Source organism: Vibrio sp. S/42/10, from assembly GCF_029890535.1.
GTDB classification, from domain to species: domain Bacteria; phylum Pseudomonadota; class Gammaproteobacteria; order Enterobacterales; family Vibrionaceae; genus Vibrio; species Vibrio cyclitrophicus.
Genome location: NZ_JAKMZC010000002.1, coordinates 215,550 through 230,737 on the forward strand (window position 1 = coordinate 215,550; position 15,188 = coordinate 230,737).

10 protein-coding genes and 1 pseudogene are annotated in these 15,188 nt (G+C 44.1%); 4 read left to right on the forward strand and 7 right to left on the reverse strand.

What is annotated here, in order from left to right:
- Positions 1 to 3: 3 nt before the first annotated feature.
- The 3 genes from L8S15_RS03325 to L8S15_RS03335 all read left to right on the forward strand — a co-directional run bounded on the left by L8S15_RS03325 (position 4) and on the right by L8S15_RS03335 (position 4,059).
- Entirely contained in the window at positions 4 to 1,875 is a 1,872-nt protein-coding gene (locus L8S15_RS03325) for a sensor histidine kinase (protein ID WP_016787346.1), read from the forward strand.
- An 11-nt stretch (positions 1,876 to 1,886) separates the two neighbouring features.
- Positions 1,887 to 2,489, forward strand: coding sequence for a response regulator (locus L8S15_RS03330; protein ID WP_016784329.1), 603 nt, complete (start codon positions 1,887 to 1,889; stop codon positions 2,487 to 2,489).
- 319 nt (positions 2,490 to 2,808) lie between these two features.
- Positions 2,809 to 4,059: a tetratricopeptide repeat protein gene (locus L8S15_RS03335; RefSeq protein WP_016784328.1), complete on the forward strand. Its 1,251-nt coding sequence runs from the start codon at positions 2,809 to 2,811 to the stop codon at positions 4,057 to 4,059.
- Between the two features lie 191 nt (positions 4,060 to 4,250).
- Here L8S15_RS03335 and sstT read toward each other — a convergent pair whose 3' ends face one another.
- The 7 genes and pseudogenes from sstT to malT form a co-directional block, all read right to left on the reverse strand.
- Entirely contained in the window at positions 4,251 to 5,465 is a 1,215-nt protein-coding gene (sstT, locus tag L8S15_RS03340; protein WP_010431627.1) for a serine/threonine transporter SstT, read from the reverse strand.
- Positions 5,466 to 5,846: 381 nt separating this feature from the next.
- Positions 5,847 to 5,977, reverse strand: a pseudogene (locus L8S15_RS21825) (GTPase RsgA); the annotation flags it as partial.
- A 95-nt stretch (positions 5,978 to 6,072) separates the two neighbouring features.
- The gene (locus L8S15_RS03345) at positions 6,073 to 6,531 is read right to left on the reverse strand and encodes a copper chaperone PCu(A)C (RefSeq protein ID WP_010431625.1); all 459 of its coding nucleotides are present in this window, start codon (positions 6,529 to 6,531) and stop codon (positions 6,073 to 6,075) included.
- Between the two features lie 87 nt (positions 6,532 to 6,618).
- Positions 6,619 to 7,215 carry an SCO family protein gene (locus L8S15_RS03350; RefSeq protein WP_010431623.1) on the reverse strand — a complete coding sequence of 199 codons (597 nt, stop codon included), beginning with the start codon at positions 7,213 to 7,215 and terminating at the stop codon, positions 6,619 to 6,621.
- Positions 7,212 to 7,652 (reverse strand): hypothetical protein, encoded by a 441-nt coding sequence (locus L8S15_RS03355; RefSeq protein WP_010431620.1) that lies wholly within the window; start codon positions 7,650 to 7,652, stop codon positions 7,212 to 7,214. Before L8S15_RS03355 ends, L8S15_RS03350 begins: the two co-directional genes overlap by 4 nt.
- A gap of 204 nt (positions 7,653 to 7,856) precedes the next feature.
- Entirely contained in the window at positions 7,857 to 8,777 is a 921-nt protein-coding gene (locus L8S15_RS03360) for a DUF368 domain-containing protein (protein ID WP_010431618.1), read from the reverse strand.
- Between the two features lie 546 nt (positions 8,778 to 9,323).
- Positions 9,324 to 12,032 carry an HTH-type transcriptional regulator MalT gene (gene malT / locus L8S15_RS03365; protein WP_010431616.1) on the reverse strand — a complete coding sequence of 903 codons (2,709 nt, stop codon included), beginning with the start codon at positions 12,030 to 12,032 and terminating at the stop codon, positions 9,324 to 9,326.
- Positions 12,033 to 12,601: 569 nt separating this feature from the next.
- Here malT and L8S15_RS03370 point away from each other — a divergent pair.
- Entirely contained in the window at positions 12,602 to 15,055 is a 2,454-nt protein-coding gene (locus L8S15_RS03370) for a glycogen/starch/alpha-glucan phosphorylase (RefSeq protein WP_280571999.1), read from the forward strand.
- Positions 15,056 to 15,188 lie beyond the last annotated feature (133 nt).

Sequence of the window (15,188 nt, forward strand, 5' to 3'; positions counted from 1 at the left end):
TTAGTGACAGTCCGAAACCTAATATCAATCGTTAGCCTTTGTTGGTTGAGCTTAACCGCAGGAATGTGTTTAGCCGCTCAAACGGAGCAAGAGATTACAACGACAGGCACTGTTGAGTCGGAACAGGTTATTGAGGTCGGTGTATTGGCTATTCGAGGCAAGCTTTCCGCTCAACAGCGTTGGCAGCCGACAATGGATTGGTTGTCGGAGCGCATTCCCGGAAAACACTTTGTTCTCAAGCCTTTCAACTTGGAAGAGATGGCCGACGCGGTAAAAGGTGTTGAGGTCGACTTTGTTATCACCAACCCCGGTCAGGCGGTTCGCTTAGGACGCCAGTATGCGCTCTCTTGGATGGCCACCATGACCAGTCATAACTTTGAACAGTCGGGAGCCAGCAATACGCAAAGTATTGGTTCGGCCTTGGTGGTGAGAAGAATGTCACCTTATATCTCGCTAGAACAATTGAGCGGTAAGCCGATTGCGGCGGTATCTGAAAATGCATTCGGTGGCTATTTAACAATGCGTTACCAAGTGATGCAACAAGGGCTTAATCCCAACCATTTTTTCTCTAACACCCAATTTTTAGGTTTTCCGATTGACGCCAGTTTGTATCAACTGCGTGAAGGGCACATTGAAGCGGCTGTCGTACCAAGCTGTTTAGTTGAGAACATGATCAGTGAAGGTTTGCTGGTGGCGGGACAATATCGAATTATCGAGAATCAAGCTCCAGAAGGATTCCGATGCCAAGTGTCTACGCCGTTGTACCCCAACTGGTCGTTTGCCAAAACAGAGCGGGCTTCTTCGACTCTGGCCAAACAGATGAGTCAGGTACTATTTGCGATGCCCAAAAGCAGTGCGCCCGCGATTGCAGCGAATGCATCGGGTTGGACATCACCGACAAGTCTGCTTTCGATAGACAAGCTTTATCAACAACTCGATATGCACCCACTACAACAACCTTGGTGGAAAGAGGCGTTAATCTGGCTTAAGTACAATCAGCAATGGGCATGGGCGTTCTTCATTCTTGTGGTGTTACTGAATGCTTACCACTTCTGGTTGGAGTACAAATTCAGTCGAAGTAAAAAGCAGTTGGAAGCCATGTTGCACAAGCTAAAAAGTAAGAGTGAGCAACTCGAGCACTCTCAACGCATTGCAGTCGTGGGCGAGTTGGGGAGCAGCCTCGCACATGAGATCAACCAACCTTTGGCGGCCATTCGTAACTACAGCGAAGGCGGTTTGTTACGGATTTCGAAGAACAAACCATTGACCGATATTGAACCTGTGTTCGAGAAGATTCAGTCGCAAGTGGATAGGGCTGATGCGATCATTCAACGTCTAAGAAACATGATAAAGAAACGCTCATCTGAGAAGTCCCAGACTGACATCGAACAGTTACTCACCGACACCATCGAATTGCTGCAATTTCGATTACAGAAACACAAGATAACCGTTGAACGTCATGCCGTAGGTAAGCCTATTGAGCTGTATGTTGATTCGGTGGGGCTACAACAAGTGATTGTAAACCTGATCAACAATGCGACCGACGCATGTAATGCACAGATGCATCGTGAACAAAGCGCTACGTCTGATATTGATAACAAAAACAGCGAGCCACCAACAATTAAAGTGATTACCGAGTATCAACCGGATAAAATGATGCTGTCGGTTATCGATAACGGCACGGGTTTAGATTTCACCGAACAACAAGTCACTCAAGCCTTTGTGAGTAGCAAAGAAAACGGCTTGGGTTTAGGGCTTGCGATTTGCCAAGACGTGATTGAAGACCACAGCGGCCAAATGGCCATCAAATCATTGACTCCTCATGGCTGTCACGTCTCAGTGACGTTACCTTTTTCTCTTTCAAATGATTCATAAGGAATCTTGTTATGTCTGAACTTCATCAAATGTTGCCGGTTTATGTGGTTGATGACGATGAATCGATGAGAGACTCATTGGTGTTCCTATTGGAAGAGCATGATTTTACGGTGTTAGCTTATGAAGATGGTCTGAATTTTCTGGATTCAGTGGATTTGAGTGCGCCGGGGTGCGTGGTGTTAGACAGTCGAATGCCTGAAATGAGAGGACAACAAGTTCACGAATTAATGATGAAAGCGCAGAGCCCACTGTCGGTGATCTATTTGACAGGGCATGGCGACGTGCCAATGGCGGTAGAAGCTTTACAAGCCGGCGCGGTGAATTTCTTCCAAAAGCCAGTGAAAGGCAATGAGTTAGCTGAGGCAATCAAACAAGGTTTGGAGGCTTCTGAAAAGCACTTACATATGAATGTGTACCGCCAAGCTTATGCTTCGTTAACCGAGCGCGAAGTAGACATCCTCAAGCAGATCATTGATGGCAAGCGCAACCAGAAAATTGCCGATGAACTTTGTATTGCAGTGAGAACGGTGGAAGTACATCGAGCGAGTTTGATGAAGAAATTCTCTGCGAAAACAGTTGCCGAGCTTGCTTACGTTTATGGAAAGCTGAACTAACGATGTGACGACAGTATGTGAAGCTACGAAGAGAAATACACCAAGCTTGCTACCGTTTTACAGATTTTTCTGATACTCGGTTCTTCAATATCACTCTATATTGAAGCAAGATCACACCATTTGGGGAGCGCATAACGATAGGTCTCTGCAGGCTTTTTATCGCTATGTATTCCTGAGATACTGAACTAAGTTCATTTTGGGGCGGAACGTGTCAATAACGACGCTTTTCCCTATAATTCGAAACATTCACTATGGTTGATGACACCTCGATATAGAGATTTGTATCAGCCGAGTTAGGTTAATATATTTTATGAGTACAATGGGAATCGCAATTGGTGCGACGGCTCTTTCGTTAATACTTGTGGCCGTTTGGCTGATTTCTTTATCGCTAAGAAAGCAACGGTTAGAGCAAGAACGAAAAGCGCGAGCAGTTGCTTACCGAAAGGCGATTGAAAAGGCTCGAATACAAGAACAAAAAGAACGCCACTTTAAGGCTGAAACAGGCCATACGCCATCGATTCTGTATTTAGCGAAAGAGGCTGAACGTAACAATATTAAAGAAGCTTTGTATTGGTATGACAAAGCGGCTCATTTAGATAATATCAACGGTATGTATGGCGTTGTGCGACTCAGTATGAAGCGCAAAGAAGACCTGATTTTAAGAGAAAAAGCCAATTTTTGGCAGCTTGCGATATCCGCACTGGATAATGATTTGGTTGCGAAATTTGAGATGGGTAAAGCGCTCGTGTTTGGTCGCGGTACGGATAAGAATATCCCTAAAGGTTACACTTACATCGAAGAGTCAGCTGCAGGTGGAAATACCGAAGCAATGCTGTTTATGGGCGACTGGTGTTTGGATAAAGAAAATTCAGACTATTCAGCAGAAAGTGCCGTTGAGTGGTATCGCAAGGCAGCAGAAAAAAACAGTTTAGATGGCAAGATCAAACTGGGTACATGTTATTTGAACGGCGTTGGTATAGAACCTAATCATGGTGAGGCTGTGTACTGGTTTGAAACCGCAGCTGAAAAAAACAGCGCAGAAGCCATGTTTAGAGCCGGCGAAGCTTGGATAGACCATGGTGAACATGGCAGTGCAATTGCTTATATCTGGCTGTTTTTATCAGCACACTTTGGCTACTCAGATGCGAAACAATTACGAGACAAAGTTGGGGGCGATCTTGGTGTGGATGCGGTCGTGGGTCTACAGGCTCTGACTAAGCCGATAATGACCAAGCTAACGCAAGAGGCGATAACTAAGCATTCAATCGTCAAAGCGCTCAATAAGCTCTACAAGCGTAATGTGCCTATCCCTAAGAAAGTAAAAGAAGCTTCAGATGAAGATATTGATGAGTTAGGTGTAGAGAGTGGTCACCCAAAGACAGAGGCTTCGAGTGAGCATGTTTCTAATATGGATTACGGACAACAGGCGACAGCCAACCATAATGGTGCGATGACAGAACAAGAACTTAACGTGAATCAGCCATCATCAGATAAGCCATCAAGCGTTAACAGTGGTTCTTTGGACTTTAGTCAGTCTGCAGTCGAGCCTAGTTGGAAGAATAACCACTAAGCAAGCTCTAGTGCATCTGTTCAAGAAGTCATCGACAAGATAGGTGTAGATTGAGTGATAAAAATGGTCAACTAGCTAAAGCTTTAACGATAATCTGGAAGATAAGAACAACAAAAAAAGGGAAGCATCTGCTTCCCTTTTTGTTTATGTGCTATTTACTTTAGAGCTTAGAGCTTAGAGCTTAGAGCTTATTACGCTTTGTTTTGCTCTGCTTTACATACAGCAGCAGTGAACACAACGTCTGTTGAGCTGTTAAGTGCTGTTTCAGCAGAATCTTGAATCACACCAATAATGAAACCAACCGCTACAACCTGCATCGCTACATCGTTCGAAATACCGAATAGGCCACATGCTAGCGGGATAAGCAGTAGTGAACCGCCAGCAACACCCGATGCACCACACGCTGAAATCGCAGCAACTAGGCTTAGTAGGATTGCTGTGAAGATATCAATCTCGATACCCATAGTGTGCACAGCTGCAAGTGTTAACACAGTGATAGTTATTGCAGCACCCGCCATGTTGATCGTTGCGCCTAGAGGGATAGATACAGAGTAAGTATCTTCATCTAGGTTTAGCTTCTTACAAAGGTTCATGTTAACTGGAATGTTTGCAGCACTTGAACGAGTGAAGAATGCTGTTACGCCTGATTCACGGATACATTGAAGTACAAGTGGGTATGGGTTCTGCTTTGTCTTGATAAATACAAGTAGTGGGTTAACCACAAGCGCAATAATCAGCATTGAGCTTAGTAGAACAGCTAGCAATTGACCGTAGCTTGCTAGAGCATCGAAACCCGTTGTTGCGAAAGTAGTCGAAACAAGGCCAAAGATACCGAATGGTGCAAGACGGATAATGAAGCGAACAATGTGCGAAACACTGTGGCTTAGGTCTTCGAAAACCGCTTTAGTTGTTGCAGATGCGTGGTGCAGAGCAAGACCAAGGCCGATTGCCCAAGCTAGAATACCAATGTAGTTTGCGTTCATTAGCGCGCTTACTGGGTTATCTACAAGCTTGAATAGAAGAGTATGAAGAACTTCAGCAATACCTTGTGGAGGGTTCGCACCTTCAGCGCCAGCAACCAGTGTCAAAGTGGTTGGGAACATGAAGCTTAGAACGACTGCCGTTAAGGCTGCAGAGAAAGTACCAATCAGGTAAAGCACAATGATTGGACGCATATGAGTATGCTGACCTTTCTTTTGGTTTGCGATAGAAGCTGCAACAAGAATGAATACTAAAATTGGGGCAACAGCTTTCAGAGCACCAACAAACAGACTACCGAGTAGGCCTGCGTCTTGAGCTGCTGAAGGAGAAACCATGGCGAGAACGACACCGAAAACAATACCAGCAAGGATCTGTAGGACTAGATTCCCACGAGCGATGCGGGCGAGTATGTTGTTGTTTTGCATAAAATACCTGCAATTGTTAAATTATTATAGTGATGTATCTTTTTATAAAGTTGTACCAAATCCAACTATACACTAGTGGAATGGGCGGTAATATTAGCGAGATCTAAGAGAGTGTCTAGGAATAGTTTACTTTTAGGGTGATTGTTTGCGTCCAGTGGCGTTTTTGGAGCTAAATGTTAAATAAATGTGTTAATGTTGGTCTATAAGTCTACATGTTTATGTTTGTAAGGGGCAATATTCTGGTTGTTGGAGTATGTAAACTGTTATTGGCAAAATCATTGTATTCAGAAATAGTTATACAGATACCAAATTGAAATAAAAAAGCCCCACCTGATTAACAGGGTAGGGCTAAGTCGTCTTATAGTCGTTAACCTAAAAGGCTTAATCGGAGGCTTTCTTAAGGTTGCGGCTCTCTGATTGTACAGTTTATATATCTTAGAAAGCGGATTTCTATTAGCGCGTTGTTCGGCTAACGAAGCGCCATTTCTAGCTTGTTCCTTCAACAACTATTGATTTTTGGCGAGATCAAAAAGCGAGCTCAGTTTAAAAAAGCCACGATGGCAAAAAGTCATCGTGGCTTAAATTATTCCATCAACTGTGAATGCGATTAATGATGGTCGTGGTTCATCTTTTTCATGCCGCTCATCACTTTCTTCACTGGTGCATCGAAGGTTTGTGTTTCACCGTTGGCGAAGGTTAATGTCATCTCGATTTGATCACCTTCTTTTAAGCTGCTTTTTAGGTCGAACAACATGATGTGTAGGCTACCTGGTTTCAGTATCGCTTCCCCATTCGCAGGGATTGTGATCTCTTGAACTTGGCGCATCTTCATTACGTCGCCATCAACGATAACATCATGAAGCTCTACCTTTCCTGCTGCTGGTGTTGCTGCAGAAACAATAGCGCGATCTTTATCGCTGTGGTTCATCAGAGTCGTGAATACCGCGCTGTTCACTGCTGAAGGCGGTGTTGCACGAGCGTACGCATCATGAACCATAATATCGCTATTAGCGTGAGCAAGAGGAGTGAGCAATAAGCCTGCTAGAGCGAGTGCTTTTAACTTCATGTTGTTGTCCTTATTTTTTATGTTCTTTGGTCTGGGACCTGACTTTTTTGATCGAACTTTATTCATTAAGTTCTTTGTTTTTACGTTTTACTGCGTCAATTTGTTGATGGCCTCAACAATTGGCGCTGGCGTTAACGTATGCGGCACTTTGGTAATCAGTGTGCCATCGGGCTTTAAAAAATAAAAATATGAGCTGTGGTCTAGGGTGTATTCCAACTCTGAACCTTCCAGCTTTGTTTTTCTAAAAATAACACCGTAATTGTGTGCAAGCGTTGTTGTCACATCCAATGGGCCACTTAGCCCTTCCATCATTGGGTGGAAGTATTGTGCGTATTCGTACGATGCTTCTGCAGCATCACGTTCAGGATCAAGTGAAACAAACATCGGCCGAATTTTGGCTTTTGCTTCGTCAGAGACTTGGTTAAGTGCACCGGCTAGCATCGCTAAAGAAGTCGGGCAGACATCTGGGCAACGAGTGAAACCAAAGTAAACGATGCGAATTCTGTCATCGGTTTGGTCAAAGATTTCCGTTGGCTGGTTATCTTTACCGAAAAGCGTGGTCATTGAAAACTCTTGCTTTGCTGCGTGTTGTTCTTGAGCTTCGTTTTGCCCATCAAGATAGCTTTTGACACCAAAACCAAGTACAAACGCTACCACTAATGCTAACGACCAATTCTTACTCATCTTGCCATCCTTATTGCAGGGTTTACGGTTTCAACACCATCGGTGAGTTCGCCAAGCCAAGTCATTTTATCCATGGTGCACACAGGTAAAATCACATCCCCTTCGTAGATATTATTACCAATATTTTTTAACTGAAAACGTGCTGAACCCATGTCCATTTCTAAGCCCGTGAGTGACAACATTAATGTTTCAGATGCCGCTCCTTCCCAAACTACTTTCATTTTAGTAGGAACCAGTGGTTGGGCGGTCTCGCTATCAAGAGACATAGAAATCTCCTGTTGCTTACACGACGCTGTTGAAAGCATGCAATAGTCGTCTAAGTTAACGTCAGCTGAGGTGTGTTCCATGGTTGTTTTAAATTGCTGGATCGCTTGTGGTCCATAAAAGCCTGCCACGAGAGCGACTCCAAGAGCTGCCACCTTTAATGCCGGGTGCATGTCGTGTTCTCATTTAATTTTATAAGAGCGGCGATGTTATCATACCCGTCAATACGTGCTTGTATCAAAAAGCAATTTTGTGCGTATGGTAGAAGTAAAAAAGCGAAGCCACAGGCTTCGCTTTTGTCTATATAAGAGGGTCGTTGAGTTTAGTATTTCTTACACTCATCGGTTTGTCATGCTAAACAAAGGTTCGCTGAATGATTAGTCAGCATTGCACTCTGCAAACTTTTCCAACCCGAGAACCAATGCAATGGCAACAAGCATCATCACAATCGCCATAACCAGTTGAGATGGTTGAGAAGTGACCGCTTCGAAATCGAAAGGCGATAGATTTTCCTGAATCAAAGGAACTTGCTCACCTTTGGAGTTTGTACGCCAGCTGATGGTCTCTTTCCAAGGCCAGATCTTTGGTAGCGTACCAATCATCAAGCCAGTTAAGAATACTAACGTGAAATCGCGGAATGAGCGCAATAACCAAGAGAGAATGTGTGAGAAAGTCAGTAGACCGATCACACAGCCACCTAAAAATAGGGCAAGCACATCAATTTGAAACTCTTTGACCGCGCCAAGTACTGGGCCATACATCCCAATCAATAGCAGGATAAAGCTACCTGAGATACCTGGTAGGATCATCGCACAGATCGCAATCGCACCCGCAATGAGAACATTGATACTAGTAGGTTCCATCTGCAGTGGCTTAAGCACGGTAATACTATAAGCGAAGGCAATACCGAGCAGTAAAAATACGAAGCGAATTACATCGCGTTTCTCTACTTGTTTAAGAATATGGAAAACAGATACCAAGATAAGGCCAAAGAAGAAAGACCATAAAGGGATTGGATGTGTAACCAATAACCAAGAGATGAGTTTCGCGAATGTTGCAATGCTGGTGAACACGCCCGCGAACAGTGAAATTAGGAAAAACCCATTGATATGGCTAAACGCAGCCTTGAAGCCTTCACGTTTCCATAAGCCAAGCACGCTAGGGTTAATTCTTCGAATGCTTTCTAGCAAGGTATCGTAGATACCTGTGATGAATGCGATGGTTCCGCCAGACACACCAGGAACAACGTCGGCTGCGCCCATTGCCATGCCTTTGAAAAAAGTACTTAAGTAATTCATTGCTTCATAGAGTTGAGGATGATTTTGTGCAGTATACAAACTTTAGTGTAAAAAAAGTATGAATATGCCATCAATGAAAGGGCTTTTATCCCCTTTTAAATTGTAAGGCAATAAGTTGAAGTGAACATGTGCCTAATATTTAGAATACAACCACTTAGTGTTTTATCACTAGTGCTTAATGATGAAACTGATCTCTTATCAATATTGCATCTTAGTTGCATTATGCAAGTGCACTTTGCAATTCGCATGATGAATTAGCAGTTTTTATGCGATGCAGGGCTTATAAAACGTCTTTTTAAAGTTGGCACGCTAACTGCATTGTAGTACTTGACCCTTCTTAAGCCGAGGGTCACCTAGCCAACTGACGTTGTTAGTGAACCTATTGATTTGTTCACAAATATATAGAGCCAATCGCGATTATTGCGGTTGGCTATTTTTTTATCTGTCGTTTGGTTATCTGTGATTTCTTCCTGCTATTTCCTTCATGCCAAGAAAAAAAAGCCAGCCACTATGGGTGACTAGCTTATGCTTTATCTCGAATCCGCTTTAATACCCCATTAACTGCAGCAAGTTCTCGGCAGTACTGATTGCTTCTTTACGGTTGGCAATATTGAGCTTTTGATAAAGATTTCGAATGTGTGTTTTGATGGTGGTCCCTGCTACATCGAGCTCTTGAGCGATCTGTTCATTACTGAATCCAGAATAGATCAGGCCAAGCACCTGCCATTCACGTTGAGTGAGTGGGCTAGTACGCACAAGCTCCGGGATATTAGGGTGATTAACCAAATTCTCAACAAAGTCTTCATCGAAGTGAACCGATCGGCTACGCTGAGTCGTCGAGATATCTTTCATAATCTGCTGCGCACGATGACGTTCTAAATCACCTAAGCCCGGCTTGTTGCTCAACTTATCTAAGATATGACCAATTGTGCCACCGTCTACTAAGAAGTTACCAACCATACCGGTTTGGTTAGTCATGTGTAAGGCTTCTTCAAGAAGTACGCGAGCACTGTCTTCGTCGTTAATTTGGGTGCGCAGTACCGCTTCCACGATTAAGTTTCGGTTGGTATCCGTCACAAGGTGAGAGCGTTGAGCTTCACTCTTCAAGAATGCCAATGCTTCTTCTGCGTCTTCGTATTGCTCAAGGATGATATGAGCGCGAACAATGTTTCTCCATTGAAGCTGACAGAAGTGGTTACTCGCTGATTCAGGTCGAACCGCCACATTTAACCAATCACGAATGGCTTCTTTATCGCCTTTTACTTGCCAAAATAGGATCAGAGAAAGAGAAGCGTTCGCCGTCCAGTCTACATGGTAGGTGGATTGGCGTAATAGGTGTTGAATTTGGTCGATAAACTTTGATGCTTTATCAATCTCTCCACGGCTCAGTGAAATACGAGCCAGCATTGAATAGCTGTGCAGGTGCTTACTTGGTGAATGGTGACCAAGAATATCTAAACCTTTGTAGCAACACTCTTCTGCTTCATCTAATCGGTTCCAACACCAGAATATCTGGGCACGTACACGCAATAGAAACTCATGTAGAGGTACGTATTGTAATTGATGCTCTTCGATCAATTTGAACGCACTGTCTTGCAGTTCGAACGCCGCTTGAACGTAGCCTTGAGCAATCAAAATTTCACTCTGTTGCAGAATGGCCCACAAGGCTTGATGGTAAACCTGATATTGGCGCGCGAGTTTCTCTGTTTGTTGCATCATTGGTAACGCACGACTGAGGTTGCCCATTACGTGATTCACTTCACCAACAACCGAGGTTGCTACAATGCGGCTACGATAAACTGTTGTGTTTAACTGACTCAACGAAAGTTCAGCAAGTTCTAATGCTTTTTCAGGTTCATTACTGTTGATGGCGACTTGGGCGCGCAAGGCATTGTATTGGCCTTGTTGTTGAGTATCGAGCTCGATGTTTCGATCTTGATATTGAGTTTCAGCCTCTTCCAACAAAGTACCCACTTGATCATAGCGGTGCTGGCTTTGTGCAAGCCACGCGCGCAGCATTGATAGCTTAGGCTCGCTGTAAAGCTGATCGGTGGTCAGTTGCTTGATCGCCATTTCTAACGAAGACAACTCACCTTGGTTGAACATCGGCCAGCCGTGCTCTGTAAGAATTTGAATGATCAGGTCCGGGTCTTCAGCACGTTGTGCATGTCGTAGTGCTTGGTGAGGCGTTTTCTGTTTGATCCACGCTTTAGCGGCACTTCGATGCAATTCAGCTTCTTGCTGAGGAATTCGCGCCTGACGTTCGTGTGCTAGAAATTCACCAAACAGATTATGGAAGCGGTACCAGTTTTTTTCGCCCTCAAGCGGGTAGATGAATAAGCCAAAACGGTTGAGTGATTCAATCATTCCGAGTGCGTCTTCACGTTGTGTCAGTGCGCAGACTAATTCGTCATTGAAGTGATCAAGCACAGAACATTGCATTAAGAAGTGTCGAGTTTCTTTGTCTAATAGATCGAACACTTCTTCAACCAAATAGTCCCAAAGGTGGGCATGGTTAAAGTGAGAGAACGACTCGGCTGATTGGGCAAGTGTGCGTTTTTGGTGTTGTGCTTGAAGCGCGATAAGTTGCAGTGCAGAAGGCCAACCTTCTACATAGCTACAAATACTGTCTGCCGTTGTGTCATCAATGCCATCGGCAACACGTTGATTGAAAAAGCGTGTGGTTTCTTCGGTATCAAACGCCAGCGAGTCATTACCTAATTCGATCATTAAGTCACGAACGCGCAGGTTTGCTGTGCCAAGTGGTGGTGTACCACGACTGGTTACCACAAGCGTTAAATTGTCGGGCATGTGTTTGAGGAAAAAGCGCATCGCTTCATGAATGTCATCATTATTAACCAAGTGATAGTCATCCAGCACCAGGAAACATTCGTGATGGAATTCAGACATCTCAGCAAACACTTCACTTAATAAAGAATGCAGTGATGAAAACTGTCGTTTTTCTGCCAATTTTTGGGCGTTAGGACAGGCATTTTGAGTCGCTTTATTGAGTGATTGTAGGAGGTAGTTGATGAACCGGAATGCATCGTTGTCACTATCATCGATGCTGTACCAACCTACATTGGGTTTATCTACCAGCCACTGCGCAGCCATGGTGGTTTTGCCGTATCCCGCTGGAGAGCGAAACAATACTAGCTTATAGCAATCTGCATGTTGTAGCAGATCGAGAACTCTCGGTCGCAAGATTGCGTTATGTAGGCGGCCGGGACGAGTCAGTTTCGAAGGGATCCACATGTTTAAGTTTTTCACCTATTCCGTGGCTTATGCTATGGATTATCTCAATCTATCGTTGAGTACATGTCCAATGACATTCGCCTGATTACTTAAGTCTTCAGTCATAGTACGTGATGCCAAACGATACCGACTATGATCCTCCTCAGAAACCTTGCACTCCTGCAGGTTTTTAATGTTCTACGCCCTTTATTTGTGACATATCTCACTTAGTGGGGCGTTTTTTTAATGTGACCTTGTCCTCCCCTGTACAAGATTTTATGTAAAAGATGAGACGAGAGAAATTTTTTCGTGATCTAAATATCAGATTTGGCAATAACTTCAAATGGGTTAAATAAAAGTCACATCAATTGAAGTTAAGTTATCGAACGGGACCTTGTGATCTCAGTCACTCCAAGTTTTTGTTCTAAGTCAGAACATGAGAGTCAGATCACTAACCCCATGTCGGTACGCCCCCTACGCCCTCTCATCTACTCCTAGTTAGTCGTACGGGCGGGAGGATGTTTAGTTAATGGTGACCATGCACGATATGTCACAGATGAATTAGAACTATTAAAAGCGAGATTTCTGAAATGAAACCAACTCAGCAAAAAACTTTCGATAAAGTGTCGTTCCAAGAAAGCGTTAAGAAGCATTTATCTGCAACCTACGCAACAACGATTGAAAACGCAGATAGCAGCGCATGGTACCTAGCAATGGGGCGTGCGCTAGCAGAACTCACAACATTTGATCTGTTAGAAACTGAAAATGACGAAAAAATTAAGAACGCGAAGAGCGTTAACTACCTTTCACTAGAGTTTTTGATTGGTCGTTTAACCGGTAATAACCTGATCAGCATGGGTCTGTACGAACAGATCACTCATGCAATGGAAGAGCTAGGTCAAAACCTAACGGATCTTCTAGAAGAAGAACGCGATCCATCACTAGGTAATGGTGGCCTTGGTCGTCTAGCTGCTTGTTTCATGGATTCTTGTGCCGCTCAAGAATACCCAACAGTAGGCTACGGTCTTCACTACGAATATGGTCTATTCAAACAGTCTTTCCAAGACGGTCGTCAACAAGAAGCACCTGACGCATGGCGTGGTGTTGAAGGTTACCCATGGGAAGTGGCTCGTCCAGAACTAGCACAACACATTGGTTTTTACGGTCATGTAGAAGTTGAATACATCGACGGTAAAGAAGTTCGTACTTGGGTTCCGGGTATGGAAGTAAAAGCAATGCCTTGGGATCTACCTATCGTAGGTTACGAGTCAAACACGGTTTACCCGCTGCGTCTTTGGGAATGTCAGGCAATTGCACCATTCTCACTAGCAAGCTTTAACAACGGTGACTACTTCGAAGCGCAACACTCGCTAATCGATGCAGGTAACATCACTAAAGTACTTTACCCGAATGACAACCACGAGAAAGGTAAGACTCTGCGTCTAATGCAGCAGTACTTCCACTCAGCAGCGTCTGTTCGCGATATTCTACGTCGTCACGAAGCAGCAGGTTTCTCTCTAGAAGACCTTCCTAAACAAGAAACGATTCAACTGAACGATACGCACCCAACTATCGCTATCCCTGAATTGATGCGCATCCTGATCGATGAGAAAGGTTTAACTTGGGACCAAGCTTGGGAAATCAGTGCTCACACGTTCGCGTACACGAACCACACACTGCTTCCAGAAGCACTAGAGACTTGGTCTGAATCTTTGATCAATCGTCTTCTTCCACGTCACATGGAAATTATTTTTGAAATTAACCACCGCTTCATGCAAGAAGTTCGCAAGATGTGGCCTGGTGATGGTGAGAAACAAGCGAAGCTTTCTATCATTCAAGAAGGTTTCCACCGTATGGTTCGCATGGCAAACCTATGTGTGATTGGTTCTTACAAAGTAAACGGTGTAGCTGCACTTCACTCACAACTGGTTAAGAAAGACTTGTTCCCTGAGTTCAACGAAATCTTCCCTGGCAAATTGACTAACGTAACGAACGGCATCACGCCACGTCGTTGGTTGAAGTTCTGTAACCCAGGTCTATCTACGTTAATCACAGGTAAGATCGGTACTGAGTGGCCTGCAAAACTTGAGCAGCTAGAAGGCATCGCTAAGTTTGCAACAGACGCGAAATTCCAAAAAGAATTCATGGCTGTTAAGAAAGAAAACAAACAGCGTCTTGCTGATTGGGTTCAAGAAAACATGGGTATCGAGCTAGATACTAACGCTATCTTCGACGTGCAAATCAAGCGTCTACACGAATACAAGCGTCAGCACCTAGACTTGCTACACATTCTATCTCTGTACCACCGTATTCTAAACGAACCTGGTTTCGAGTGTGAGCCACGTGTATGTTTCTTCGCAGCGAAAGCAGCTCCAGGTTATCACCTAGCCAAAGAAATCATCTTTGCGGTTAACAAGATTGCAGAGAAGATTAACAACGATCCTCGTATCGGCAACAAGTTGAAAGTGGTATTCATCCCTGACTACCGAGTGAGCATGGCTGAAATCATCATTCCAGCAGCAGACGTTTCTCAGCAAATTTCATTAGCTGGTAAAGAAGCATCAGGTACGGGCAACATGAAGATGGCTCTAAACGGTGCTCTAACTATCGGTACGATGGATGGTGCAAACGTTGAGATTCGTGAAGAAGTTGGCGATGAAAATATCTACATCTTCGGCCTAGACGTTGATGGTGTTGTGGCGTTGCAAGCTCAAGGTTATAACCCTTACGACTACTACAATGCTGACCCACTACTGAAAGCTTCTCTAGACCTACTGACAGGCGATGAGTTCTCTCCAGGTCAACCAGGCCTCCTGCGTGCAACGTTTGATAGCCTGCTAGACGGTGGTGACCCATACCTATGTCTTGCTGACTTCGCATCTTATGTGAAAGCACATGAAGACATGGGCAAGCAGTACAAAGACCAAGCCGGTTGGGCTAAGAAAGCAATTCTTAACACAGCATTGGTTGGTAAGTTCACATCAGACCGCTCAATCCGCGACTACGTGAATAATATTTGGAAACTTGAAGCGGTTAACCGTTAATAAACCCAAAAGCAGCCAAGGCAGTTTCTGCCTTGGCTCAATTGACTTGTGCACAAGCCAGTAGTTTCAAATTAACGGCTTATAAACTGAATCGTTCACAAGCTGATTGATGAACAACAGATTAAATAACAAC

Excerpts from the sequence above, each read along its gene's own strand:
- L8S15_RS03350 (WP_010431623.1), bottom strand. The coding sequence starts at position 7,215 with ATGAGTAAGAATTGGTCGTTAGCATTAGTGGTAGCGTTTGTACTTGGT.
- malT (WP_010431616.1), bottom strand. The coding sequence starts at position 12,032 with ATGTGGATCCCTTCGAAACTGACTCGTCCCGGCCGCCTACATAACGCA.
- L8S15_RS03355 (WP_010431620.1), bottom strand. The coding sequence starts at position 7,652 with ATGCACCCGGCATTAAAGGTGGCAGCTCTTGGAGTCGCTCTCGTGGCA.
- L8S15_RS03345 (WP_010431625.1), bottom strand. The coding sequence starts at position 6,531 with ATGAAGTTAAAAGCACTCGCTCTAGCAGGCTTATTGCTCACTCCTCTT.
- L8S15_RS03360 (WP_010431618.1), bottom strand. The coding sequence starts at position 8,777 with ATGAATTACTTAAGTACTTTTTTCAAAGGCATGGCAATGGGCGCAGCC.
- L8S15_RS03335 (WP_016784328.1), top strand. The coding sequence starts at position 2,809 with ATGGGAATCGCAATTGGTGCGACGGCTCTTTCGTTAATACTTGTGGCC.
- L8S15_RS03330 (WP_016784329.1), top strand. The coding sequence starts at position 1,887 with ATGTCTGAACTTCATCAAATGTTGCCGGTTTATGTGGTTGATGACGAT.
- L8S15_RS03370 (WP_280571999.1), top strand. The coding sequence starts at position 12,602 with ATGAAACCAACTCAGCAAAAAACTTTCGATAAAGTGTCGTTCCAAGAA.
- sstT (WP_010431627.1), bottom strand. The coding sequence starts at position 5,465 with ATGCAAAACAACAACATACTCGCCCGCATCGCTCGTGGGAATCTAGTC.